This is a genomic window from Gordonia hydrophobica NBRC 16057, assembly GCF_001592365.1.
In the GTDB taxonomy this organism is placed as follows: Bacteria; Actinomycetota; Actinomycetes; order Mycobacteriales; family Mycobacteriaceae; genus Gordonia; species Gordonia hydrophobica.
Genome location: NZ_BCWU01000008.1, coordinates 202095 through 225689, shown reverse-complemented (window position 1 = coordinate 225689; position 23595 = coordinate 202095). Strand labels below are relative to the sequence as shown.

25 protein-coding genes, 1 tRNA gene and 1 pseudogene are annotated in these 23595 nt (G+C 68.5%); 16 read left to right on the top strand and 11 right to left on the bottom strand.

Going from position 1 to position 23595, the window contains the following annotated elements:
• Positions 1-2: 2 nt before the first annotated feature.
• From GH2_RS14990 to GH2_RS14960, 7 genes are all read left to right on the top strand, one after another.
• Entirely contained in the window at positions 3-1088 is a 1086-nt protein-coding gene (locus GH2_RS14990; protein WP_066169565.1) for a P1 family peptidase, read from the top strand.
• A gap of 53 nt (positions 1089-1141) precedes the next feature.
• A complete protein-coding gene (locus tag GH2_RS14985; RefSeq protein WP_066169563.1) occupies positions 1142-1597 on the top strand; it encodes a M67 family metallopeptidase in 456 nt (151 codons plus the stop codon).
• A gap of 14 nt (positions 1598-1611) precedes the next feature.
• Positions 1612-1884, top strand: coding sequence for a MoaD/ThiS family protein (locus GH2_RS14980; protein ID WP_066169562.1), 273 nt, complete (start codon positions 1612-1614; stop codon positions 1882-1884).
• 4 nt (positions 1885-1888) lie between these two features.
• A complete protein-coding gene (locus GH2_RS14975; RefSeq protein WP_066169559.1) occupies positions 1889-2875 on the top strand; it encodes a PLP-dependent cysteine synthase family protein in 987 nt (328 codons plus the stop codon).
• Between the two features lie 22 nt (positions 2876-2897).
• A complete protein-coding gene (locus GH2_RS14970) occupies positions 2898-3527 on the top strand; it encodes a rhomboid family intramembrane serine protease (protein ID WP_066169557.1) in 630 nt (209 codons plus the stop codon).
• Positions 3524-4327, top strand: coding sequence for a glutamate racemase (murI, locus tag GH2_RS14965; protein WP_066169554.1), 804 nt, complete (start codon positions 3524-3526; stop codon positions 4325-4327). The genes GH2_RS14970 and murI overlap by 4 nt, the downstream gene beginning before the upstream one ends.
• Positions 4328-4432: 105 nt before the next feature.
• Positions 4433-5206 carry a cyclic nucleotide-degrading phosphodiesterase gene (locus GH2_RS14960; protein WP_066169552.1) on the top strand — a complete coding sequence of 258 codons (774 nt, stop codon included), beginning with the start codon at positions 4433-4435 and terminating at the stop codon, positions 5204-5206.
• Positions 5207-5383: 177 nt separating this feature from the next.
• Here the strand turns inward: GH2_RS14960 and GH2_RS14955 are convergent, their stop codons facing one another.
• Positions 5384-5662: a helix-turn-helix domain-containing protein gene (locus GH2_RS14955; protein ID WP_084247520.1), complete on the bottom strand. Its 279-nt coding sequence runs from the start codon at positions 5660-5662 to the stop codon at positions 5384-5386.
• A 225-nt stretch (positions 5663-5887) separates the two neighbouring features.
• On the opposite strand from GH2_RS14955, the gene rph reads away from it, so the two are divergent.
• The gene (gene rph, locus GH2_RS14950) at positions 5888-6646 is read left to right on the top strand and encodes a ribonuclease PH (protein WP_066169548.1); all 759 of its coding nucleotides are present in this window, start codon (positions 5888-5890) and stop codon (positions 6644-6646) included.
• Entirely contained in the window at positions 6643-7257 is a 615-nt protein-coding gene (gene rdgB / locus GH2_RS14945) for an RdgB/HAM1 family non-canonical purine NTP pyrophosphatase (protein WP_066169546.1), read from the top strand. Before rph ends, rdgB begins: the two co-directional genes overlap by 4 nt.
• Before the next feature lie 7 nt (positions 7258-7264).
• Here rdgB and GH2_RS14940 read toward each other — a convergent pair whose 3' ends face one another.
• Positions 7265-7636, bottom strand: a complete 372-nt coding sequence (locus tag GH2_RS14940) for a DUF3817 domain-containing protein (RefSeq protein ID WP_066169639.1) — start codon at positions 7634-7636, stop codon at positions 7265-7267.
• Positions 7637-7665: 29 nt separating this feature from the next.
• Positions 7666-8058, bottom strand: a complete 393-nt coding sequence (locus GH2_RS14935) for a transcriptional regulator (protein ID WP_066169545.1) — start codon at positions 8056-8058, stop codon at positions 7666-7668.
• A gap of 136 nt (positions 8059-8194) precedes the next feature.
• Here GH2_RS14935 and GH2_RS14930 point away from each other — a divergent pair, with 136 nt between their 5' ends.
• Both GH2_RS14930 and GH2_RS14925 read left to right on the top strand, forming a co-directional pair.
• The gene (locus GH2_RS14930) at positions 8195-10759 is read left to right on the top strand and encodes an ABC transporter ATP-binding protein/permease (RefSeq protein WP_066169543.1); all 2565 of its coding nucleotides are present in this window, start codon (positions 8195-8197) and stop codon (positions 10757-10759) included.
• Positions 10756-12483 carry an ABC transporter ATP-binding protein gene (locus tag GH2_RS14925; RefSeq protein WP_066169541.1) on the top strand — a complete coding sequence of 576 codons (1728 nt, stop codon included), beginning with the start codon at positions 10756-10758 and terminating at the stop codon, positions 12481-12483. Before GH2_RS14930 ends, GH2_RS14925 begins: the two co-directional genes overlap by 4 nt.
• Positions 12484-12600: 117 nt before the next feature.
• On the opposite strand, the gene GH2_RS14920 is transcribed toward GH2_RS14925, so the two are convergent.
• The 3 genes from GH2_RS14920 to GH2_RS14910 are packed head-to-tail and all read right to left on the bottom strand — an operon-like array spanning position 12601 to position 15340.
• The gene (locus GH2_RS14920) at positions 12601-13983 is read right to left on the bottom strand and encodes a sensor histidine kinase (RefSeq protein WP_066169539.1); all 1383 of its coding nucleotides are present in this window, start codon (positions 13981-13983) and stop codon (positions 12601-12603) included.
• Entirely contained in the window at positions 13980-14696 is a 717-nt protein-coding gene (locus GH2_RS14915) for a response regulator transcription factor (RefSeq protein ID WP_066169537.1), read from the bottom strand. Before GH2_RS14915 ends, GH2_RS14920 begins: the two co-directional genes overlap by 4 nt.
• Before the next feature lie 2 nt (positions 14697-14698).
• Positions 14699-15340, bottom strand: a complete 642-nt coding sequence (locus tag GH2_RS14910; RefSeq protein WP_157086101.1) for a phosphatase PAP2 family protein — start codon at positions 15338-15340, stop codon at positions 14699-14701.
• Positions 15341-15522: 182 nt separating this feature from the next.
• Here GH2_RS14910 and GH2_RS14905 point away from each other — a divergent pair.
• From GH2_RS14905 to GH2_RS14895, 3 genes and pseudogenes are all read left to right on the top strand, one after another.
• A pseudogene (locus GH2_RS14905) lies at positions 15523-15928 on the top strand (YciI family protein).
• Positions 15929-15939: 11 nt separating this feature from the next.
• Positions 15940-17139, top strand: coding sequence for an RNA polymerase sigma factor (locus GH2_RS14900; protein WP_066169534.1), 1200 nt, complete (start codon positions 15940-15942; stop codon positions 17137-17139).
• Positions 17088-17747 (top strand): pentapeptide repeat-containing protein, encoded by a 660-nt coding sequence (locus GH2_RS14895; protein ID WP_066169533.1) that lies wholly within the window; start codon positions 17088-17090, stop codon positions 17745-17747. Before GH2_RS14900 ends, GH2_RS14895 begins: the two co-directional genes overlap by 52 nt.
• A gap of 343 nt (positions 17748-18090) precedes the next feature.
• Here the strand turns inward: GH2_RS14895 and GH2_RS14885 are convergent, their stop codons facing one another.
• From GH2_RS14885 to GH2_RS14875, 3 genes are all read right to left on the bottom strand, one after another.
• Entirely contained in the window at positions 18091-18495 is a 405-nt protein-coding gene (locus tag GH2_RS14885; RefSeq protein WP_066169531.1) for a Rossmann-fold NAD(P)-binding domain-containing protein, read from the bottom strand.
• A 14-nt stretch (positions 18496-18509) separates the two neighbouring features.
• Positions 18510-18719, bottom strand: a complete 210-nt coding sequence (locus GH2_RS14880) for a hypothetical protein (protein ID WP_066169529.1) — start codon at positions 18717-18719, stop codon at positions 18510-18512.
• A 229-nt stretch (positions 18720-18948) separates the two neighbouring features.
• A tRNA-Leu gene (locus tag GH2_RS14875) sits at positions 18949-19031 on the bottom strand.
• Positions 19032-19063: 32 nt separating this feature from the next.
• Here GH2_RS14875 and GH2_RS14870 point away from each other — a divergent pair.
• Both GH2_RS14870 and GH2_RS14865 read left to right on the top strand, forming a co-directional pair.
• Complete coding sequence (locus tag GH2_RS14870; RefSeq protein WP_066169528.1) at positions 19064-20566, top strand: DUF7782 domain-containing protein; 1503 nt, start codon at positions 19064-19066, stop codon at positions 20564-20566.
• A gap of 114 nt (positions 20567-20680) precedes the next feature.
• Positions 20681-20905 (top strand): hypothetical protein, encoded by a 225-nt coding sequence (locus GH2_RS14865; RefSeq protein ID WP_066169525.1) that lies wholly within the window; start codon positions 20681-20683, stop codon positions 20903-20905.
• Between the two features lie 270 nt (positions 20906-21175).
• Here the strand turns inward: GH2_RS14865 and GH2_RS14860 are convergent, their stop codons facing one another.
• Both GH2_RS14860 and opgC read right to left on the bottom strand, forming a co-directional pair.
• A complete protein-coding gene (locus GH2_RS14860) occupies positions 21176-22417 on the bottom strand; it encodes a trans-sulfuration enzyme family protein (protein WP_372434584.1) in 1242 nt (413 codons plus the stop codon).
• Positions 22356-23594 (bottom strand): OpgC domain-containing protein, encoded by a 1239-nt coding sequence (gene opgC / locus GH2_RS14855; RefSeq protein ID WP_084247519.1) that lies wholly within the window; start codon positions 23592-23594, stop codon positions 22356-22358. The genes GH2_RS14860 and opgC overlap by 62 nt, the downstream gene beginning before the upstream one ends.
• Between the last annotated feature and the right edge of the window lies 1 nt (position 23595).

The window sequence follows — 23595 nt, the reverse complement described above, 5'->3', positions numbered from 1 at the left end:
CGATGAGCATCACCGCCGCAGCAGGTAATCGACTGACCGACGTCTCCGGGATCTCGGTGGGCCATCACCACCGGCTCGACGACGACGCGACGGTCGCGACGGCCACCGAGCCGGGCGCAGGCTGGGCCACCGGCGTCACCGTCGTGCGTCTGCCACCCGGGACGGCCACCGCCGTCGACGTGCGCGGCGGCGGACCCGGCACCCGCGAGACCGATCTGCTGGATCCGGTGAACACCGTGCGCGGCGCCGACGCGATCGTGCTGACCGGCGGCAGCGCGTACGGGCTCGCGGCGGCCGACGGCGTGATGCTCGGGTTGGAGGAGTCGGGCACCGGACTCCCGATGGACCGCCAGGGCCACGTGGTGCCGATCGTGCCCGCCGCGGTGATCTTCGACCTGCCCGTCGGGCGCTGGGAGAATCGGCCGACGGCCGAGTTCGGTGCACGAGCGCTGGCCGATGCGCGGGACGACTTCGCGATCGGCAGCGTGGGCGCGGGCGTGGGAGCGCGCGCCGGCGCGCTCAAGGGCGGCGTCGGGACCGCGTCGATCACGATCCGGAAGGGCCCGGCGACGGGGTTGACGGTCGGCGCGCTGGTGGTGGCGAATCCGGTCGGCGGCGTCATCGATCCGAACACCGGATTGCCTTGGGGCGCCGATGATCTGGACGTGCATCGCCTGCACGCGCCCAAACAACTCGAGATTCGGCGACTCGCCGAGCTCACGGCCAAGGGCACCGTCCTCAACACGACCATCGGCGTCGTCGCAACCGATGCGACGCTGTCGGTGGCGAACACCAAGCGGATCGCGATGTCCGGCCACGACGGTCTGGCGCGTGCGGTCCGGCCTGCGCATTCGCCGCTCGACGGCGACACGCTCTTCGCGGTCGCGACCGGCGAGAAGGAGGCCGACCCGGCCGAAGCCGTCGACATGCCGATCGGGATGGATCCCCAGACGCCGATCGTCGCGGCACTGGCCGAGGCGGCGGCGACCGTGGTGCAGCGCGCCATCGTGTCGGCGGTGGTGTCGGCGACCAGCGTCGCGGGGATTCCCGCGTATCGCGACGTGCTGTTCTCCGCGTTCGGGGAATAATCGGTCGACCGTCGACGGTTGACAGGGAGTGAACCCTGGGACCAGGAGGCGCAGTGCTGCAGATCAGCCGGGAATTGGTGGACGCGATGGTGGCGCATGCGCGAACCGATCATCCCGACGAGGCGTGCGGGGTCATCGCCGGCGCCGAAGGATCCGACGTCCCGAGCCGTTTCATCCCGATGATCAACGCCGAACGGTCGCCCACGTTCTATCGCTTCGACTCCGGTGAGCAGCTGCGGGTCTGGCGTGCGATGGAGCGTGCCGACGAGGAACCGGTCGTCATCTACCACTCGCACACGGCCACCGAGGCGTATCCGAGTCGCACCGACGTCTCGTACGCGGCGGAGCCGCAGGCGCACTACGTGCTGATCTCGACGCGTGACCCCGACCACGCCGAGGTGCGCAGTTACCGCATCGTCGACGGCGTGGTGACCGAAGAGCAGGTGCAGATCGACGGCGCCGCGGCGCCCGACGCAGTCGGCTCCGGCGCAGCAGAGTCTTCCGAGTAGATCAGGAGTTGATCATGGCGATCACCGTGTCCATCCCGACCATCCTGCGGCCGTACACCGACGACGCGAAACGCGTCGAGGCGTCCGGAGCCACGTTGGCCGAGCTGATCGGCGACCTCGACGCGAACCACGAGGGGATCGGCGACCGGCTCGTCGCCGACGGCGCCCTGCATCGCTTCGTCAACGTGTACGTCAACGACGAGGACGTCCGGTTCACCGGCGGTCTGGACACCGCGTTGACCGACGGCGACGAGGTGACCATTCTGCCCGCCGTCGCCGGCGGATAGCGCGGTGGCGCGCTTCGAATCCCTCATCGACTCGGTCGGCAACACCCCGCTCGTCGGCCTGCGGGCGCTGTCACCGCGGTGGGACGACGGCGTCGACACCGACGGCGTCGAACAGCCGCATGTCCGGTGCTGGGCCAAGTTGGAGGACCGCAATCCCACCGGATCGATCAAGGACCGACCTGCGCTGCGGATGATCGTTCAGGCCGAGCGCGACGGACTGCTGCAGCCGGGCTCCACCATCCTGGAGCCGACGAGCGGCAACACCGGGATCTCGCTCGCGATGGCGGCCCGCACCCGCGGCTACCGGATGGTCGCGGTGATGCCGGAGAACACCTCCGAGGAGAGACGACAACTGCTTCGCATGTACGGCGCCGAGATCATCTCGTCGCCCGCGGCCGGCGGCTCCAACACGGCCGTCGCCGTCGCGAAGGACCTCGCGCGTCAGCATCCGGACTGGGTGATGCTGTACCAGTACGGCAACCGGGCCAACGTCGACGCGCATTACGAGGGGACCGGGCCGGAGCTGCTGGCCGACCTCCCCGAGATCACCCACTTCATCGCGGGCCTGGGCACCACCGGAACGCTGATGGGCGTCGGCCGATATCTGCGCGAGCGCGTGCCGGACGTCGAGATCGTCGCCGCGGAACCGCGGTACGGCGACGAGGTCTACGGACTCCGCAACATCGATGAGGGATTCATCCCCGAGTTGTACGACGAGTCGGTGATCACCCGCCGGTTCTCGGTGCAGAGCGGCGACGCCGTCGCGCGAGTCCGGGAGCTCCTCGCGGCGGAGGGCGTCTTCGCGGGCATCTCGACAGGCGCGATTCTGCAGGCCGCTCGGGCGATCGGCCGCCGCGCGGTGGCGGAGGGTCGTCGTGCCGACATCGGCTTCGTGGTGCCGGACGGTGGATGGAAGTATCTGTCGACCGGCGCGTACGAAGGTAGCCTCGAGGACGCCCAGGCCGCACTCGACGGTCAACTCTGGGCCTGACCGCTCACCGAAAGGGTTGCCCATGAGCAGCGGTGTGCCCCTGCCGCAACCGTCGCCCGCCGCGCCGACGCCGACGCCTCGCTGGAAACGGTCGGGCATCACGATGGTCGCGATCGTCATCGTGCTGTTCGTGATCGAGGCGATCGACGTCGGCATGAACGGGCGACTGGACCAGAACGGAATTCTGCCGCGCCAGGTCTCCGGGCTCGACGGGATCATCTGGGCGCCGTTCCTGCACGCGGACTTCGCGCACCTCATCGGCAACCTGATCCCGGGGGCGATCCTCGGCTTCCTGCTGTTGATGTCGGGGCGATTCCTCGGCGTCACCGCGATCGTGTGGGTGGTGAGCGGGTTCGGAGTGTGGCTCACCGGCCCGTCCGGGACGGTCACGATCGGCGCGTCCGGGGTCGTGTTCGGCTGGCTCACCTATCTGCTGGTCCGCGGGATCTTCAACCGCGACGTGTGGCAGGTCCTCGGCGGCGTGGTCCTGTTCGCGGTCTACGGTGGACTCCTGTGGGGCATGCTGCCCCAAGGCGGCAGCGTGTCGTGGCAGGGCCATCTGTTCGGCGCCGCCGGCGGCGTGCTCGCGGCGTGGATGCTGAGCGACCGTCGCCACCAGTCCAGTCCTGAACTCAAGGGAGGCCCGCGATAACCGAGCAGGGAACCGGCCCGATCGGCATCTTCGACTCCGGCGTCGGCGGGCTTACCGTCGCACGCGCGATCATCGATCAGCTGCCCGACGAGGACATCATCTACATCGGCGACACCGCCAACGGTCCGTACGGGCCGCTCGCCATCCCCGAGATCCGTCAGCACGCGCTCGCGATCGGCGACGAACTGGTCCGGCGCGGGGTCAAGGCCATCGTCATCGCCTGCAACACGGCGTCGGCGGCGTGTCTGCGCGATGCGCGGGAACGCTATGCGCCGATCCCGGTGATCGAGGTGATCCTGCCTGCCGTGCGTCGTGCCGTCGTCGCGACCAAGACCGGACGGATCGGTGTCATCGGAACCGAGGCGACCATCGCCTCCCGCGCATATCAGGACTCGTTCGCGGCGGCCCGCGACGTCGAGATCACCGCGGTCGCGTGCCCCCGCTTCGTCGACTTCGTGGAACGCGGCGTCACTAGCGGCAGACAGATCCTGGGACTGACACAGGGCTACCTGGAACCGCTGCAGGAGGCCGACGTCGACACCGTGGTTCTCGGGTGCACGCACTACCCGCTGCTCTCGGGTGTCATTCAGTTGGTGATGGGCGACGAGGTGACGCTGGTGTCCAGCGCGGAGGAGACCGCGAAGGACACGTTCAAAGTGCTGACCGAAGGGGATGCTCTGCATCCGCACGCCGACCGGGAGGCTCGTCGATTGTTTTCCGCCACAGGCGATCCCAACTTGTTCCGGAAACTCTCGACCCGCTTCTTGGGGCCTTCGGTGGGGCACGTCGAGCACTTCTGACCCTGGATCTGTGGGCTTGCGCACCGCAAGAGTCGGCCGAAGTCGCCGATCACAGGTAGGCGGATTGATGCCGGTTTTTCAGACTGACGTGGCAGAGTTAGGCCCATGCGGTTGACGGTGCTCGGGTGTTCAGGGAGCGTGAACGGTCCCGGTGCGCCATGCTCTGGGTACTTGGTGCAGGCGGATGGCCATCCGCCGGTCCTGATCGACTGTGGGCACGGCGTCTTCGGTGAGTTGCAGCAGCACGCGGATCCCAACGAGGTCGCGGTGCTGTTGAGCCACTTGCATGCCGATCACTGTCTGGATCTGGCGGCGATGCTCGTCTGGCGCCGATGGTCGCCGACGCCGGCGACGGAGCGGTCGATGCTGTATGGCCCGTCGGGCACCGCCCTGCGGGTCGGCGCAGGCGCCTCCGAATACCCGGGACAGGTGGACGATCTCTCCGACACCTACGACGTGCGGGAGTGGGCTGATCGCGAGGCCATCGACCTGCACGGCCTGCACATCGAGCCCTTCCAGGTGAACCACCCGCCGGAGACCTACGGACTCCGGATCACCGGCCCGGAGGGCGAGGTGCTCGTTTACAGCGGCGACACCGCGGTCTGCGACGAGGTCGTCGAACTGGCCAGCCACGCCGACCTGTTCCTCTGCGAGGCGTCGTGGACCCACGACCCCGAGAACCGGCCCGCCGGGCTGCACCTGTCCGGCGTGGAAGCCGGACAGATGGCCAGCCGCGCCCAGGTCCGCTCGCTGGCCCTGACCCATGTGGCCCCGTGGTCCGATTCCGACGCCATCATGACTGAGGCGTCCGGTGAGTACCCCGGCCCGCTTCAGTTGGTGCACCAGGGGCAGATCATCGAGGTCCGCAAGCCGCTCTGAGCGTCGACGGCGCCCGCCCTCACGTTGCTCCTACGTTGGTTGAGCCTCCGTCTCCCACGTCGATAGAGCCTCTATCCCTCACGTTGGTTGAGCGTCTGTCTCTCACGTTGGTTGAGCCGGATCGGGACGGAGTCACGGTCCGTGTCGAAACCGCCGCGGGCTGGGTGTCCGACGCACCTACTTCGCGCTCGGCACCCCGGCGACGACGCTCCCGATCAGCTCGGGTAGCGGCACGTCCAGTGCTCGGCTGAGCGCGACCAAGGTGTTCAGCCGCGGATTCGCGGGCGTGTTCTTCTTGCGGTCGGAGAGGCCGCTCTCCAAGAGCTGAACGTGATTCGGGCTGCGCCCGATCGCCTCGGCCAGCGCCTGCTGACTCCAGTTCTTGGCGTGACGGCGTCGTGCAATCTCCAAGCCAAGCTGCTTCGCCAGCAGCGCCTCGACCTGGGATTCCGTCACCACTCAAGGGTCTCGGCGCGGCCTCGAAATGCCCACCATGCATACATGGGGAAACCTTGTTTACATGGTGGGGTCATCCGGATGTCGTCGTTCTGTGTATCCGCGGACGTCGGCGAGATCCGCGTATGCAGGCGTCGAGGAGGCACGCGGATCTCGCTGAAGCGAGCGGATGGGCGCGGTCGTCGGCGCGCTGCACGAATCGCGGGGTCAAGTAAAGTCGAGGTCGTGACTTCACGAGCAGATGGCAGGGCCGACGACGAACTCCGGCCGATCAAGTTCACCCGCGGTTTCACTTCGCATCCGGCAGGGTCGGTGCTGGTGGAGTTCGGCAACACTCGCGTCATGTGCACCGCCTCGGTGACCGAGGGTGTGCCGTCGTGGCGCCGCGGGTCGGGCCTCGGCTGGCTCACCGCCGAGTACTCGATGCTGCCGTCGTCGACGCACGAGCGGTCCAAGCGTGAATCGGTCCGCGGCAAGATCGGCGGCCGCACCCACGAGATCAGCCGCCTGATCGGCCGGGCGCTGCGCGCCTGCATCGACCTCGCCGCACTCGGTGAGAACACCATCGCGATCGACTGCGACGTCCTGCAGGCCGACGGCGGCACGCGCACTGCCGCGATCACCGGCGCCTACGTCGCGCTGTCCGACGCCGTCACCTACCTGGCCGCCGCCGACAAGCTGGCGGATCCGCAGCCGCTGTCGTGCATCATCGCCGCGATCAGCGTCGGCGTGGTCGACGGCCGCGTCCGGGTGGACCTTCCGTACGAGGAGGATTCGCGTGCCGAGGTCGACATGAACGTCGTCGCGACCGACGCGGGCACCCTCGTCGAGGTGCAGGGCACCGGTGAGGGCGCCACCTTCCCGCGCGCGACCCTCGACAAGATGCTCGACGTGGCCTGCGCGGCCATTGAGCAGATCGTCGCGGCGCAGCGCGAGGTTCTCGCCGAGCCGTACCCCGGCGTCCTGCCCGGCGCCGAGCAGTGACCGCGAAGATCCTCCTGGCGTCGAACAACGGCAAGAAGCTCGCGGAACTGCGGCGCGTGGTCGACGCCGCAGGCATCGGACTCGACGTGCTCGGGCTCGCCGATGTGGAGCCGTACCCGGAGCCCGTCGAAGACGGGGCCACATTTGAGGACAATGCGTTGATCAAAGCGCGGATCGCGGCGGAGAAGTCGGGTCTCCCGGCGTTGGCCGACGACTCCGGCCTCGCCGTCGACGCACTCAACGGCATGCCGGGCGTGCTGTCGGCGCGGTGGAGCGGCGGGCACGGCGACGCGGCGAACAACCAGCTCCTGCTGGCTCAGCTCGGCGACGTCCCCGACGAACGACGCGGTGCCGCGTTCGTGTCGGTGTGCGCGCTGGTATTGCCGAACGGATCCGAGACCGTGGTGCGCGGCGAGTGGCGCGGGACGCTGGCCCGGGAGGAGCGCGGCGCCAACGGCTTCGGCTACGACCCGCTGTTCATCCCGGACGACGACCTCGCCGCCGGCCGCAGTTCAGCGGAACTGACGGCGGCGGAGAAGGATTCGCTCAGCCACCGGGGCAAGGCGCTGGCGCAGTTGGTGCCCGCGTTGCGGGCGTTGGCGGCGGAGTAGACGAGCGCTACTGGTCGAGCTGGAACTCCGCCTTCACCTCGCGGGTCCGGATGTGCTCGAAGTAGAACGACAGGAACGGAATGGTTCCTGCGAGGGCGGTCAGCACCAGTTTGCCGACCGGCCACCGCACCTTGATCGACAGGTCGACGGTGCAGATGAGGTAGACGAAGTAGATCCAGCCGTGCGCGATGCCGACCCAGCCGTAGCCGTCGACGTCGAAGCCGTACTTCGCGACCATCTCCACGACCAGCAGCAGCAGCCACACGCCGGTGATCCACGCCAGCGCGCGGTAGCGAACCAGCGCGCTGCGGATCTGGGGAACGGTGGCGGTGACGGTGCCCTTGGTGGCGTCGTCGGTCGACTTGGCGGTCTCGGTCACGTCGGAGTCCTTCATGTATCGTGCGGCGATCAATCGTGCGTCGGGTGCTGGTGGAGCTCGGCCAGGTACCTGTTGTAGGCGGCGGCCTCGTCGTCGGGCGCGGCGTCGACGATGGCCGACACCGAGGGATCCGTCGCCGTCGGCCGCGGGGGCAGGACCCCCTCGGGGATCTCGGTCGGCTCCGCCGACCGTTCCGCCTCGGGGTCGGCCTCCATCACGACGAAACGTCGGTACGCGTAGACGACGGCGATGGCGAACGCCGGCCACTGCAACGCATAGCCGAGGTTCTGCCCGGTGCCGGACGCCGACTCGAATCGGTCCCACTGCCACCAGGCCAGGAGCAGGCACGCCGACGCGGCGACGACCACCAGGGCGATCAAGGCGGGGCGGTGGCGTCGAGTCGGCGTCGGGGAGTGGTCCACACAATCGACGGTACCCGGTCGCCGGGTGTTCCCGGAAAGCGCGAACGACGCCCACCGTGTGCCGTTGACCACGAATCTGCTACAAATTAGCCTAGCCTAATCTTATTACGAGCCTGTTCCCGACGATTGGATTGAAATGGGCAAGGGATTCCAGGGCGCGATGTTGCGCGCGCTCGGAGCGAAGAATCATGCGGCGACGGTGACCGGCACACGGTGGCTCACCGAGCACATGATCCGTCTCGACTTCCACTGCGACGAGATCCTCCATGAGGACCGGGAGAAGCCTTCGGCCTGGATCCGCGCGTGGTTCCCCGACATCGAGAACCCCGCCAAATTCCATCAGCGGGCGTACACGCTGCTCGACGCCGATCCCGCGGCCGGTACGTTCGGCCTCGCCTTCCTCGTCCACGAACCCGCCGGTCCGGCGTCGGCGTGGGCGCGTGATGCGCAGGTCGGCGACGAACTCCTGATGACGCGTCTCGGCGGAGACGGTCACGATGTCGCGCCTGCGGAGGAGAGCCCGCTCGGCTATCTCTTCCTGGGCGATGTGGCCTCGTGGCCCGCCTTCACCACACTGGTCGACGCCGTCCCCGACGGTGTCCCGGTGCGCGTGGTCATCGAATACACCCACGACGACGATCGCGACCTGCCATTGCCCGAGCACGACGGCCTGGTGGTCGACTGGGTTCCGTCGACTCCCGATCGTCGCGCGCTGGTGAACGCGATCGGCGACGGCGACTATCGCGGCTGGCGCACCTGGGTGACCGCCGAGACCAAGGCGATGCGTCTGGCGAAGGGGCTGCTGACCCTGGAACACGAGCAGAACAAGGTCACCATGCACGCGCAGGCCTACTGGATGGCCGGGCGCGCGATGGGCAAGCAGGTCGACACCGGCGCCGAGACCACCGACGTGCCTGCGCCGTCGACCATCAAGGAGAACTCGGGAGCGGTGGTGGCGGAACTGCCGTCCTTTCGCCCAGCGCGGCCTGCGGAGCCTGTTGAACCGGTTCTGAAGCCGGCCCGGCCTGCGATGGTCCTGGCCGGACTGTTCGCGGTGGTGCTGTCGCTCCTGGCGGTGGTGCCGTTGATCCTGTTCGCCGAACTTGCCCGGCTGTTGGTCGAGGGCGCGGAGCGGCAGGAACTGGTCGATGTCGCGTTGATCGCCCTGATCGTGCTCGGCGTGGGCACGGCAGGCAGTGCGCTGCTGATCACCGCCCTGCACTTCTACGACCAGGCGTATGCCGCGACTCTGCGACGCCGGGTGTTGGGCAAGCTCACCCGACTGCCCTTGGGGTGGTTCCTCGGCCGACGCAGCTCAGAAGTCAAGAAGCTGGTGCAGGAGGACATCTCCGCCCTGCACTATCTGGTCACCCATGCGGTGCCGGATCTGATCGCGGCGGTGGTCACGCCGTTGGCGATCCTCGGGTACCTGTTCTCGGTCAACTGGGTGCTCGCCCTGGTTCTGTTGGTCCCGGTGATCGCCTACGTGGTGGCGATGGGTCGGATGGCGATGGCCGACAAACCGCGCCTGGAGCAGAAGATGCGCTGGGACGCGAGCCTGCCCGGCGACGCCGAGCGGTTCATCGCCGGTCAGCAGGTCAGCCGCGTGTTCGGCGACGGCGCGACCACCGACCTCCCGAGCCAACTGCGCCGCCTCACCGCCTTCATCAAGGACTGGCAGCACGCGACCATCGACATGAAGTCGCTGGTCCTGCAACTGAACCGACCGACCACGTCGATGGTGGTGGTCGCGCTCGCGGGCACCGCGCTGATCACCACCGACTCGATGGATCCGGTCGCGATCCTCCCGTTCCTCATCCTCGGCACGTCGTTCGGCGACCGACTGCTGGCGGCGTCGTTCGCGATCGGCGGGTTGCGTGAGGGCATGAACGGCAAGACCTCGCTCGACCTCCTCCTCGCCACCGCCGAACTGGAGCGGGCTGACGCCGGCGCCGACGCTGCGGCATCGGGTCCGGCGCGAGTGGAGCTGCGCGGCGTCACGTTCGGATACCTGCCGAGCCGGCCGGTGCTGCAAGGCATTCACCTCGATCTGCCCGCGGGCACGACCACCGCGGTGGTCGGCCCGTCGGGGGCAGGCAAGTCGACGGTCGCCGCGTTGGTGGCCAGGCTGTGGGACCCGGACGAGGGAGCGATCCTGCTCGACGGGGTGGACTTGCGCGACATCGGCGAGGACGATCTTCGACGACGCATCGCCGTCGTCCTGCAGGACGTTCAACTGGTGCGCGGCACGATCGCCGACAACATCGCACTCGGTGTCCCCGGCGCGTCGCGCGCGGAGATCGAGGACGCGGCCCGGGCGGCGTACATCGCCGATGTCATCGAGGCTCTGCCCGACGGCTACGACTCCGTCGTCGACCGCGACAGCCTGTCCGGTGGACAGCGCCAGCGCCTGGCGATCGCGCGAGCCCTGCTCGGCGACCCCCGCCTGGTGGTCCTAGATGAGGCGACTGCGGCCGCTGATCCAGACTCGGAATGGGAAGTCCGACGCGGACTCTCACGACTTCTCCAGGGCCGCACCGTCCTGGTGATCGCGCACCGCCTGCACACCATCGCCGATGCCGACCAGATCGTCGTGCTCGACGGCGGGCGGATCGTCGAACAGGGGACCGGCGCGCAGCTGCTGGAGGCAGGCGGAATGTATGCGGCCATGACCGCTCAGGCTCAGGAGGCACTCCGATGACACTCGTCCCGACGATCTTCTCCGACGTTCGCGCCATCACCGGCGACGCCGCGCGCGGCGCCCGCACGCAGTTCTACGTCCTCACCACGCTCTCGACAGCGCTGCAGGCCGCTGCGATCCTGCTGGCGGTGCCGCTGTTGGAGGCCCTGTTCGGTGACACCCCGTCGCAGGCGTGGACGTGGGTGGGCGCGATGGTGGTGACGCTCGCCGCCGGATGGGTGTCGGACATCGTCGCGACGCGCGCCGGAGTGCGCGTCGGCTTCGGCTTGATCGAAGCGTCCGAATGCGCGGGTGTGGCCGCGATCCGCCATCTCGACACCGCCGATCTGCACGGCGACCGCGCATCCCGACTCCGCGGACTCGTTACCAAATCCGGGCCCGATTCGGTCTCCGCGGTCCCGCTGCTGTTCTCGCCGCTGATCCACGCGGCACTGCTGATCCCGATGCTGGCGATCGGTCTGCTGTTCGTGTCCTGGCAGCTCGCCGCGGTCGCGCTCGTCGGCGGCGTCGCACTTCTGGTCGCGTTCTATGCCGGGCGAGCCGCCGTCGCGAAGGCGGAGGACGCCTTCGCCGAGTCCGGCCGCGCCCTCGACGACCGCATGCTCGAGTTCGGCTGGGCCCAGCCGACCCTCCGCGCCGCAGGCGTCGGCACCGGAACGGTCGATCACGTGGTCGCCGACTCACGCAGTCGCGGCTTCCGGCTCCTCGCCTGGCAGGTGCCCGGAGACCTCCTCTTCACCGTCGTCGGTCAACTCGTGCTGCTCGCGTTCGGCGTCACGACCGGGGCGCTGTACCTGAACGACGACCTGTCCGGCATCACCGCGGCCGCGATGATCGTGGTGCTGCTGCGCGTGGTGGAGACGACCGGTTCGCTCTCGCTCCTCGCGACGCCGATCGCCGGCGTCGAACGACTCCTCGATGAACTCCGGGGCCTCGTCGACGAGGACGAGAAACGCCCCGCAGACATCGCGCCCGGCGTCGTCGATCCGTCCGGCGTCCGCCCGCCCGCCGTGCGCCTCACCGAACTCGATTACCGCTATCCCGACGGCACTCAGGCGCTGAACGGCGTCGACCTCGACATCGCACCCGGCGAGATCACCGTCTTGGTCGGTGCTTCCGGATCCGGCAAGTCGACGCTGCTCGACGTCCTCGCCGGACTGCGGGAGCCCACGATGGGTGACGTCGTGGTCGACGGCGCACCGCTGTCGGCGCAGGAACGACTCAGCCGCGGCTCCGTCGTCTTCCAGACCACGTCGCTGCGTCCGGGCACCCTCCGCGAGAACGTGGTCACGACGGCTGAACCGGATCTGCTGGAGGTGGCCGATCTGGCCCGGCTCGACACCGTCCTGGAGGCGCTGCCGAACGGGTGGGATTCACGCGTCGGCGACGGTGCCAACGCACTGTCGGGCGGCGAGCGGCAGCGCGTCGGCCTGGCGCGCGCGCTCGCGAAGCCTGCCGGGCTGCTGCTGGTCGACGAGGCGACGTCGTCGCTCGACGTCATCACCGAGCGCGCCGTCGCCGACTCGCTGCGGCGCATCCGCGGCACGCGAACGGTGGTCGCGGTGACGCACCGCCCGGCGCTGGTCGCGCTCGCCGACTCGGTCATCGTTCTCGACGGCGGTCGCGTGGTGGACTCCGGCGCCGTCGACGACCTGCTGGCTCGCGGCGGCGTCTTCGCCGATCTCTGGCAGCGGTGGCGGGAATCCGAGGGCTGGCAGGTCTGAGGCCGATACCGCGAGCCCGGCGGCGCACAGCCCCATGATGCCAGCGGCAGTCACGACGGTCTCGATCACTGCGTGCTCGCTTCCCTCGCAGGCAGCACTCGACCGACGTGGGACAGGCTAGGCCCCGTCGGCGAAGGTGGCGACGAACCGGGTGAGCCCGTCCTCGCGCGAGTAGACGACGTCCCCGCCCAACAGGCGGGCGTTCTCGCGGGCGATAGCGAGGCCGATCCCGGCGCCGCCGGTGCGGGTGCGGGCATCGGAGGCCTTGTACATGCGCTCGAAGATGTGCGGCAGGTGCTCGGGCGCGATGCCTGCGCCGCGGTCGGTGACGGTCACGGTGATGCCGTCGGGGGCGGTCGCGACCTCGACCGAGACCGGTTCGTCGCCGTGGCGGAGCGCATTGCCGACCAGATTCGTCACCACTGCGGTCATTCGTCGTGGATCGGTGACGAGTGCAGGCGTCCCGTCGTCCGCCGTCACCGGAACGCGCTGCCATCCGCGCTGACGAAGCGCAGCGCTCACCAACTCGACGACGTCGACCCTCTCCGTGCGGATCTCGGCGGTGCCCGCGTCCCGGCGGGCCATCTCCAACAGGTCCTCGACCAGTGACGAGAGCCCGGTGACCTCCGAGCCGACGAGACGCGCGGCGCGGCCGCGGACTCCGGGATCGTCGGCGAGTTCCTCCTCCAACACCTCGGCCGCCGGAACCAGGGCGGCGAGTGGCGACCGGAGTTCATGGGAGACGTCGGAGGCGAAGCGTCGGGCCCGCTGCTCCTGTTCACTGAGCACGGCGAGCGACTCCTGATGCCGGTCGAGCATGTGGTTGAACGTGACGGTGAGGTCGTGCAGTTCGCGGATGCCGGTGTCCGGCATGCGGCGATTCTCGTCACCGGCGGCCACCGCGCCGGCCGTGCGCGTGACACGACGCAACGACTGCAGCACCCAGCGCATCACGAGGAGACCGGCCAGCAGGCCGACGGCGGCGGCGATCGCGATGGCGATGGCCGAGAGCCGCAACAGATGCGCGATCCGGTCGCTCACCGAACCGAGGGATCGGACCACGAAGACGCTCTCCACCCCGGCGGAGTCGCCCGAAGACGGTTGATAACCGATCGCGACGCGACCGTCGGAGATGCGGGAGAAGCGGTACAGGCCGGGGGTGCGGTCGACGGCCGCGCGGATGTCGGCGGGGACGTCGGCCGCGCGGTGGAACTGATCGCGGACAACTCGGCCGTCGACGGTGACGATGGCATCGTCGGGGTAGGCGTCGGTGGAGTCGGTGTCGGTGGTCGACGTCTCGGCCGGGGACGACCGCAGGCGGCCGGCGTTCGTCATCTCGTCGGTGAACGTCGCGAGCGCCTGCTCCTGCGCATCCTGATAGACCCACGACCGCGCCGTGATGGTCAGCGCGGCGCCGACGCCGCCTGCGGTCAGCACCACGGTCACGACGATGCCGAGCAGCACGCGGAGGGTGAGGCTGGACCGGATCCGACCGATCACAGGACGAACCGGTAGCCGAAACCGCGGACCGTCTCGATACGACTCTCACGATGCGCGACGTCGAGCTTCGCGCGCAGACGTTGGATAGCGTTGTCGACGAGGCGGGAATCGCCGAGAAAGGTCTGGTCCCACGCGAGGCGCAGCAGTTGGTCGCGGCTGAGGACCTGACCCGGATGGTCGGCGAACGCATAGACCAGCCGCTTCTCGGTAGGGCTCAGACCGAGGGAGACGCCGTTGCGCAGCACATCGGCGCCGTCGCGGTCGAGCACCAGATCGCCGAGTGTCTCCGGGGAGGCGCTGCGCGCCGCGGTGGGCGACGTCCCCGCGCGCCGGACGTTCGCTTTGATCCGGGCGTCGAGTACCCGCGGACTCACCGGCTTCACGACGTAGTCGTCGGCACCGGCTTCCAGGCCCGCGACCATGTCGATGTCGTCGCCGCGGGCAGTCAGGATCACGATCGGGACCGCGGCGAATGTGCGGATGCGTCGGCAGACGGCGAATCCGTCCTCGCCGGGAAGTCCGATGTCCAGGACCACGGCGTCGGCGTCGTCGACCATGGCTGCGAGGGCGTCGCCGGGATCGCGGTCGGCGGTGGTGACGGTGTAGCCCAGGCGTGCCAGCGACATCTCCAGGGCGGCGACGATGCCCGGATCGTCCTCGATCAAGAGCAGCTTCACCGGCGTCGGTCCCTTCTGCTCTGGGGCTGTGCGCATCGTCAGGAGTGCACGGGCTGTCGCAAGTCTGGCACACGGGCCGCCCGCAGTCGCGGATCCGGCCGCCTCCACACGGGCAGCGCGCATTCGGCGACCGCGGCACAGACGACCGCGAGCAGAATACCGCCGATGACGTCGGACGGTCGATGCCACAGCAGGCTGACCACCCCGAACGACACCGCGGCCAACCCGGCCAGCACGGCTGGGCCCGCGACGGGCAGCATCCGCCGCGGCACCACGGCGCACACCGCGATCCCGACGGCGGCGAACGCCGCCACGGTCTTGGAGGGGAACGAGTTCAGCTGACCGATGCCGAGCGCCGGTCGAAGCAGCCCCGCCTGCAGGACGATGGACACGATCGTCGTGCTGAGCACGACCAGGCACGCGTAGGCGAACAGTCGGGTCGAGCGGCGGGCGATGCACACCGCGGCGATCGTCGCCGCCACGGCGAACAGCACGGGGATCTGGATGCGGCCGAGGAGCCCGTAGGTCGGAACGTCGTTTCCCATCATCGCGCCGAGCGTGAGCATCGCGTCCTGGTCGGCGACCTGTCCGGCGTACGACACGACGAGCAATCGGTAGACGACGACCATCGCGGCGAGGGCGCTCACCACGACCATGAACGGGACGGCTCGGTTCTTCATGGAATCCATGCTGTCGACACGATTTCCCAGCGCCTGCTCCGATTCGTCGCGAACGGGTCGCAGTCGTGTCGCAGAATCAGTGCGGGGCGGATATGTCGGCGGTGCCATGTCGAGAATCGACCCGCGGCTCCGTCCCAGGTGTGAACGCGACCAACCCGGCCGCACTCAACAGGAGAGTCACCATGGCCAAGTATCTGATGCTGAAGCACTACCGCGGTGCGCCCGCTGCCCGCAACGACGTCGATGTCCGAGTGGACCGCGGACGAGATCGGCGCGCACGTGAAGTACATGAATGATTTCGCCGCCGACCTCGTCTCCTCCGGAGAGTTCGTCGACTCGCAGGCGCTCGCCTCGGAGGGCACCTGGGTGCAGTTCGGCGGCGAGGGCAGGCCGCCGATCACCGACGGACCCTTCGCCGAGACCAAAGACCTCATCGCCGGGTGGATGGTGATCGACGTCGACAGTTATGAGCGAGCCGTCGAACTGGCGGGACAGCTGTCGGCGGCGCCGGGGGCCGGCGGCCGACCACTGCACGAGTGGCTCGAGCTGCGCCCGTTCCTGGAGAACGTTCCCGGATCGCAGGTCTGATCGGCGCCCCGGTGGACCCCGATCTGGTCCGAACGCTGGGACCCCAGGTGCTGGCGATCCTGCTGCGCCGCGGGGCCGACTTCGCCGCGGCGGAGGATGCCGTCCAAGAAGCGCTGGCGGCGGCGTTCACGGAGTGGTCGGACCGTCCGCCGCACGATGCGAAGGGATGGCTCGTCGCCGTGGCGTGGCGGAAGTTCGTCGACGCCGCGCGGTCGGAAACGGCGCGTCGACGGCGCGAGGAGGCGACGGCCGCCGAACCCGGGACCGGCGACGTCGTCGATGCCGACGACTCCCTGCTGCTGTACTTCCTCTGCGCGCATCCGGCGTTGAGCCCGTCGTCGGCCGTCGCCCTGACGCTGCGCGCCGTCGGCGGATTGACGACGAGGCAGATCGCCGAGGCGTACCTGGTGCCGGAGGCGACGATGGCGCAGCGGATCAGTCGTGCGAAGAAGACGGTGTCGGGCAAGCGGTTCACCCGCCCGGGCGATGTCGCGACCGTTCTCCGCACGCTGTATCTGGTGTTCAACGAGGGCTATTCGGGCGACGTCGACCTGGCTGCCGAAGCGATCCGGTTGACGCGCGGCCTCCAGGAGGCGGTCGACCACCCGGAGGTCTCCGGGCTGCTGGCGCTGATGCTCCTGCACCACGCGCGTCGAGAGGCGCGCACCACTGCGGACGGTCGCTTGATTCCGCTGGCGCAGCAGGACCGCGGACGCTGGGACCGGACGTTGATCGTCGAAGGGATCGACGTGCTGCAGGCGGCGCTGGCGTGCGACCGACTGGGCGAGTTTCAGGCGCAGGCCGCGATCGCGGCGCTCCACGCCGATGCGCCGACGGCGGCGGAGACCGACTGGGTGCAGATCGTCGAGTGGTACGACGAGCTCGTCGCCCTGACCGACAGCCCGGTGGCCCGGTTGAATCGGGTGGTCGCCGTCGGGGAGGCCGACGGCGCGCAGGCCGGGCTCGCCGCACTGTCGGAACTGGATCCGTCAGTGCCGCGGTACGCGGCGGTCGCGGCCTATCTGCACGAGTGCTCCGGTGAGCTCGCGATGGCTGCGCAGTTGTACGCCGAGGCCGCGGACCGGTCGCGGAACCTGGCGGAGCGGAACCATCTGATCACTCAGGCGGCGCGCGTCAGGGAACAGATACAGTCGCGGTCATGGCCACCGAACAACGGACCCGACCACCCAAGATCGACAGCCTCGCACTGAGCGGGCTCGACGACTTCGACGCCGACGTCCTGGCGGCGTTCGAGACGATCGAGTTCGGTCGATTCACCGATGTGGAGCTCGACAGCGCCGACCTGTCGGGCATCACGCTGACTGATTGCGAGTTGACGACCGTCGCGCTCGAGGATGTGGAATGGGGCGGCAGTCGGATCTTCGACACGGCGCTGACCGCGGTGAACGCGCCGCGGATGTCGTTGCCGCGTGCATTCGTCCGCAACGTGCGGATCGCCGGGAGTCGGATCGGCGCCTTCGATCTGTTCGAGGGGAAGGTGCGGTCGCTGGTAATCTCCGACTCCAAGCTGGGGCTGGTGAATCTGCGGGGCAGCGACGTCCGTGACGTCGTGTTCCGCGACTGCCTCATCGACGAACTGGACCTGAGCGAGGCGACCGTCGCGCGCATGAGTTTCGAGAACTGCCGTGTCGCGAGCCTCGAGGTTCTGCACGCAGCACTCAGCGACGTCGATCTCCGGGGACTGGACATCGACACCATCCGTCATCCCGACGGATTGCGCGGCGCCACCATCGACAGTGACCAGGTGGTCCGTTTCGCCGCTCACTTCGCGGCGCATCTCGGGGTGCGGGTCGAGTAGCGGTCACGCCTTGCGCGTCGAGGACGACGCGGTCGGCGTCGTCGAGGGTGCGCGCGCCGAGAGTTACTTGGTCGCGTTCGGATGGTTGGTGTGCACCTGCTCCAAGAACACCGTGCGGTCGTGCACGTAGGACCAGATGCGTGCGTCGCACTTGGAGGTCGGCTTGTGCTGCCAGCGGTCGTGAGTCTGCCCGTTCCGCGTCACACTGGCGAGATCGCCGCGAAGAGGATAGTTCGTCGGAGTGAATCACCCCAGGTTTTCTGCCGCTCCTTCCCGATGGGACTCAGAAAGGAGCGGCATCAAACCTGGGGTGATTCATCTCCACCTGGCGTGCAGGCAAAATCTAGCTACTGACTAGCTGTTGCGCCCGCTGATAACTAACACCGGTCACGGTGGCGATATCGCGCACCGGCACACCGTGGTCACGCATCTGCCGTGCAATTGCGCGTGATGCTTCGATCGCGCGCTGTTCGGCCTCGCTCGCGATCGCCCGGTCTTCGGCGATGTGACTGAGGACGTCGGCGAGGTCGTCGCCGATACCGTCCACAGAGATCCGCATTCTGAGGTCGATGGTTGATGGTGCGACGTCGGCGACGAGTCCGATGATGTCGCGGGCGTCGTTCTCGACGTCGGCGAGGCGGCGGGACTGCCCGACACACTCGTCGACGCCGTTGATGCCGTCGAGTTCGGGGACGTGGATGATCCACCACTTGTCTTCGCGGTGCACGTTGACTTTGTACATGGTCATTGGCCTCGTTCCTTTCACTCGCAGTTGTCGGCGCACTCGGCGATCGCTTTGTTGACCTTGCGGACCAGCGCGGGAGAGGTCTGCTTGTGGCCCGAGGCGACCAGGACGGTCACGGTGCCGTGCTGGCAGCGCCACAGGGCGTGGCTGCCCTTGGCGTTGCGTCCGGTGAAGCCCGCGTCGCGCAGCCGCTTGAGTGTCAGCCGGGTTGGTTCGCTTGCGATCACAACTATAGTCTACTCGCTAGACTGTTTTCTAGTCAAGTGAGTAGACAGAAGATGTTGGTGTTTAGGGGCCGACTGATCTGCCCACCTCGACCGAGACGGTGACGTGCCCACATTTTGCCCACACTTGCCCCTGAAACAGCCTTGAACATACTCAAAGACACTCGAATAGGGTTGAGGAGAAACCGCAGGTCACAAGCTGAAAACCGCGACAACCTGCATGTTCGATGAGTGCGCGAGAAGGGACTTGAACCCTCACACTCTTCGAGTACTGGAACCTAAATCCAGCGCGTCTGCCAATTCCGCCACTCGCGCGTGCAGTGCCACTGTACCGGTAGGCTCAGACGGTGATTCGCTACCCTCTGGATGCTCCGGACATCGTCGACGCGCTGGGTGAAGGACTGCGGTCTGCCGGCTATTCGTCGGCCGGGATCGACGCGTTGCTCGGACCCGAGGCGAGCCAGGCGCTGGTCGGGGGAGTGTGGTGGCCCGCGCTCCGACAGACGCGACGTGCCGATGACGACGAGACTGCGCTCGCCACGCTGATCAGACTGTTTCTGCTCGGCTCCACCGAACCGGTGGACGACGTCGCGGCGGCATTGCCCGAGGTCGGCGTGGAGGCGTTGCTCGACCAACAGGTGATCGAAGCCGCCGACGGTGGCGTGCGCGCGATCCTCGACATCCGGCCGCACGGCAGCGACGCCGCCGACTACCTGGTGGTTGCCGACCAGGACGCGTCGATGCGGCCGGGGCCGGTCCGGCACGACCACGTGCTCGGAATCGGCGGCGCGTCGATGTCGTTGGCGCAGGCGGTGATCCGGACGCCGTTCCGGCGCGCGCTGGACCTCGGCACCGGATGCGGAGTGCAGGCGCTGCACATGTCGTCGCACTGCGACGAGATCGTCGCGACCGACACCAACGGTCGTGCGTTGGCGCTGGCCTCGGCGACGGCGCGACTCAACGGCCTGGACTGGGACCTCCGCAGCGGAAGTCTCTTCGATCCGGTGGGCGCCGAGACGTTCGATCTCATCGTCTCCAATCCGCCGTTCGTCGTCGGCACCGGCGCACAGGACTACATCTACCGCGATTCGGGGATGGTCGGCGACGGCATCAGCCGCGCACTGATCGAGCGGATCGGCGATCACCTGAACCCCGGCGGGATCGCCCAGATCCTGGCGAACTGGGTGGTGCGCGACGTCGACGCCTGGGACGAGCGGGCCCGGGAATGGGTCGAGGCGACGGGTCTGGACGCGTGGGTGGTGCAGCGTGAACTCGCCGACCCGATCAGCTACGTGTCGCTGTGGGTGTCGGACGCCGGGGAGTCGGTGGTCGACGCCGCTGAACGGGGCGCCCGTTGGCTGGACTGGTTCGAGGAGGAGGAGATCGTCGCCATCGGCATGGGGTCGATCACCTTCCGCAAACCCGCCGAGCCCCGCGCGGCCGACGTCGTCGTCGAAGCGATCACCGCTGCCGGGCAAGAGGTCACCGGTTTCGAAGCGCAGGCGTTCTGGTCGCGGCGGGACTTCCTGCGCGAGAACTCCGATGCCGACCTGCTGGCGGCCAGGCTCTCGACGGCGCCGGTCTTTCTCGAGACGCAGTCGCTGCCCGGCGACGAGGGGTGGCAGCAGGTGAGCGCCGCAGTGACCCGCCCCGGTGGTCCCGGGGCCGTCCTCCCGGTGGACGAGGTGTTGACCGCACTGTTCGCCGGGTGCCGCGGCGAGGTCCCGCTGGCCGCGCTGCTCTCGTTGATCGCCGACTTCCACGGGGTCGACGCCGACGCTCTCGCGCACGCGGCCCTGCCCTCGATTCGCGAGGCGATCGGGCGCGGGATCCTGTATCGCGCCGACTGAGCCCACAATAAGATTCTCCGTGAGAGAAATCGTCGACGTGTGGTGATGAGCACGGCAGAGTCATAGACCTCCGGAGCGGCGCGCTTTCGGAGTGGGACGAGAGGCGGGCGGCAGATGACCATCGACCGGGTGGAAGAGCAGATTCGGCTGCGGAAGTGGGATGTGCTCGATCCGACGGTGCGCGCAGTGCTGATCCTCGCACTGGTCGCCTCGCTGGCGACCATCCTCGCCGCGGACACCGATGTGATCCGCTTCTCCGCCGTCGGCATCGTCCTCGTGGTCGCGCCGGTCATCGGGTGGCTGCGCGGCACGCAGGGCCCGGAACTGCAGCTGAGCTGAGTTCGGGTACTGCGAAACGGACCGCCTGCTGTCACATGGTGCTGAGAACTGCTTGCTCAGCACCCTCCGGCGGCAATATTCCGGCGGAAGCGCCTGAGCGGGCAGTTCTCAGCTGCGATCAGTCGGAGCACTGCCGGGATCACCGCATGATGGCGGCGGAAGGCCGCGATGCCGGCGGAGGTCACGACGGTCTCGATCAACCGCGTGCTCGCTCCGCTCGCAGGCAGCACTCGACCAACGTGGGGACGACCATCACCGGGAATCAAGCAGCTAGCGTCCGGTCGCGGAATCCAGCGCCGCGGCGAGATCTGCCTTGATGTCGGCGACGTCTTCGAGGCCGACGGAGAAGCGGAGGTGCCCGTACGTCTTGAACCCCTCTGGGTAGGCGGCGACGCGGGGACCCGACGTGCCGACGTGCACGATCAGCGACTCGTCGTGACCGACCGAGACGGCGGAGGTGACGACCTTCAGGTCGTTGACGAAGCGGTTCTGCAAGTCCGGGTCGCCCTTGAGCGCGAAGGCCATGATGCCGCCGTACCCGCCGATCCCGCGGCCGGCGTCACCGAACTGTCGCTTGGCGAGTGCGTGCTGGGGGTGACTCTCGAGGCCCGGATACGCCACATAGGCGACCCGATCGTCGGCCTCGAGGAAGCGGGCGAGTTCCAACGCCGACTCCTGGTGCTGCCGCAGCCGCAGGGGCAGGGTCACCGACCCGCGCATGATCAGCCAGGCGTTGAACGGTGAGATGACGCCGCCGACGTCGACCATCGCCTCCGAGCGAATCGGGTCGACGAGGTCGGCGCGACCGATGACCGCACCACCCATCGCATCGCCGTGACCGTTGATGTACTTGGTCAGCGAATGAACGACGAGTCCGGCGCCGTCGTCGAGCGGCCGGTACAGGGGCGGCGGGGTGAACGTGGAGTCGACCATCAGGATGATGCCGCGAGCGTCGGCGATCTCGGCGAGCGCGGCGACGTCGGCGACCTTGGTGGTCGGGTTGGCGATGACCTCGGTGGCGATCAACTTGGTGTTCGGCCTGATGGCGGCGACCACGGCGTCGAGGTCGGTGATGTCGACGAACGTCGCCTCGATGCCGTACTTGCGGGGGAGCAGCGAGGTCCACAGCTTGTAGGTGGCCTCGTACGTGGTGTCGGAGACGACCACGTGATCGCCCGCGTTCACGTGGCCAAAGAACACCGCGTGCAGCCCTGCGACGCCGGAGGCGAGTGCGACGGCGTCCTCGCCGTGCTCCAGTGCGCACAGTTTGTCCTGCAACGCGATCTGGTTGATTCCGGTGTTCCGGGTGTACGTGAGGTGCTCGGGATTGGACCAGTCCATCGTGGACGGGTCCTGCGGCAGGTGATACGAGTTCGCCATGATGATCGGGACGCGGATCGCGGCGCTCTCGCCGTCGGCGTGATTGCCGCCGTGGACGCTCAGCGTCTGCTCACCGATGGAGTCGGGACGCTTCTTGTCCGGCCTGCTCGCCGCCTTCGCGCTGTCGCTCACTTGTCTCTCGCTCTCCATTCCGGGCCTGCCGTGCCGCCCACGCATTCTTCACCGAGGCCGCGAGCAGCATCGGTGCGCGATGCAGCTTGTCGACGCCCCACCGGGTCCGGAGCTCGGCCCACACCCAGCACGCCGCGAACACCGCCAGCGCGATGACGATGGCGAGCGACGGCTTCCACGGGCGGTCCACGACGAGGATCGGGATCGCGAGCAGGCACACCGCCTGCACCACGTAGGAGTCGAGGCTGCGCGCGCCGGTGACCACCAGCGGACGCAGCAGATCGCGACGCATCCAGCGTAAGGCTGCCCGAAAAGTTCCGTACACGCAGGTCACCACGAGGAAGGACAGGAGGGCGCGCGCCGGCCCCAGGTCCACCTTGTCGATCAGCAGCACCAGGTGGGGTCGCAGATCGTCGGACATCAGGGCGTCGTCGACCGTCAGACCGACGACGATCGTGATCGCGATGATCAACCCCAGCCGGCGATCGATGCGTTCGGGCACCCGCCACGCGTCCCACCGCCAGCCGATGACGATGGCCGGGATGAACAGCACCTGCCACGCCGCCCAGTTCTGAACCGGCGGCCCGCCGGGGAACGCGGTGATCGTCAGAGCACTGGTGCCGTGGGGTCCGGTCGGCCAGATCATCGTCGCCGCGAACAGCGCCAACGAACCGCCGAGAACGACCGGCCACAGGCGCTTCGCGAGCAGCGGCACCACAGCCAGCGCCGCCGCCATCAGGAGTAGGTACAGCGCGAGGATGTTGCCGCCGCTCGGCAGATAGCGCAGGGTGGCGGCCCACTCGAGTTGGGTGGCGGGATCGGCGTCGGGCGGCAGGTGTGCGAGCCTGCGGAAGGTACGAGGGGCGATCGCCTGCGCCGCGGCGACCGCCACCAACGACAGGAAGAGCTGGCACGCATACAACGTCGCGACCCGCCTCACGAGCCGACGGAGCGCGTACGTGAGGCCGTGAGCCGTGACCCACCGCTGGTAGACGATTCCCAGAACCAGTCCCGAGAGCAGCACGAAGGCGCTCATCCCGTCGACATACGGGAACGCGTGGGTCGGCGCTGCGACAACGGTGCCGGCGGCGAAGTGGAGGCTGATCATGCTCCAGATCGCCAGGCCGCGGGTGGCGTCGATCGCGCGATCGCGGCCCGAATGCGAACGACGGCGCATC

Bases quoted from the DNA above. Each gene is read 5' to 3' on its own strand.
- GH2_RS14990 (WP_066169565.1), top strand. From the start codon at position 3: ATGAGCATCACCGCCGCAGCAGGTAATCGACTGACCGACGTCTCCGGG.
- GH2_RS14980 (WP_066169562.1), top strand. From the start codon at position 1,612: ATGGCGATCACCGTGTCCATCCCGACCATCCTGCGGCCGTACACCGAC.
- GH2_RS14970 (WP_066169557.1), top strand. From the start codon at position 2,898: ATGAGCAGCGGTGTGCCCCTGCCGCAACCGTCGCCCGCCGCGCCGACG.
- GH2_RS14960 (WP_066169552.1), top strand. From the start codon at position 4,433: ATGCGGTTGACGGTGCTCGGGTGTTCAGGGAGCGTGAACGGTCCCGGT.
- GH2_RS14930 (WP_066169543.1), top strand. From the start codon at position 8,195: ATGGGCAAGGGATTCCAGGGCGCGATGTTGCGCGCGCTCGGAGCGAAG.
- GH2_RS14925 (WP_066169541.1), top strand. From the start codon at position 10,756: ATGACACTCGTCCCGACGATCTTCTCCGACGTTCGCGCCATCACCGGC.
- GH2_RS14915 (WP_066169537.1), bottom strand. From the start codon at position 14,696: ATGCGCACAGCCCCAGAGCAGAAGGGACCGACGCCGGTGAAGCTGCTC.
- GH2_RS14910 (WP_157086101.1), bottom strand. From the start codon at position 15,340: ATGAAGAACCGAGCCGTCCCGTTCATGGTCGTGGTGAGCGCCCTCGCC.
- GH2_RS14895 (WP_066169533.1), top strand. From the start codon at position 17,088: ATGGCCACCGAACAACGGACCCGACCACCCAAGATCGACAGCCTCGCA.
- GH2_RS14885 (WP_066169531.1), bottom strand. From the start codon at position 18,495: ATGACCATGTACAAAGTCAACGTGCACCGCGAAGACAAGTGGTGGATC.
- GH2_RS14865 (WP_066169525.1), top strand. From the start codon at position 20,681: ATGACCATCGACCGGGTGGAAGAGCAGATTCGGCTGCGGAAGTGGGAT.
- opgC (WP_084247519.1), bottom strand. From the start codon at position 23,594: ATGCGCCGTCGTTCGCATTCGGGCCGCGATCGCGCGATCGACGCCACC.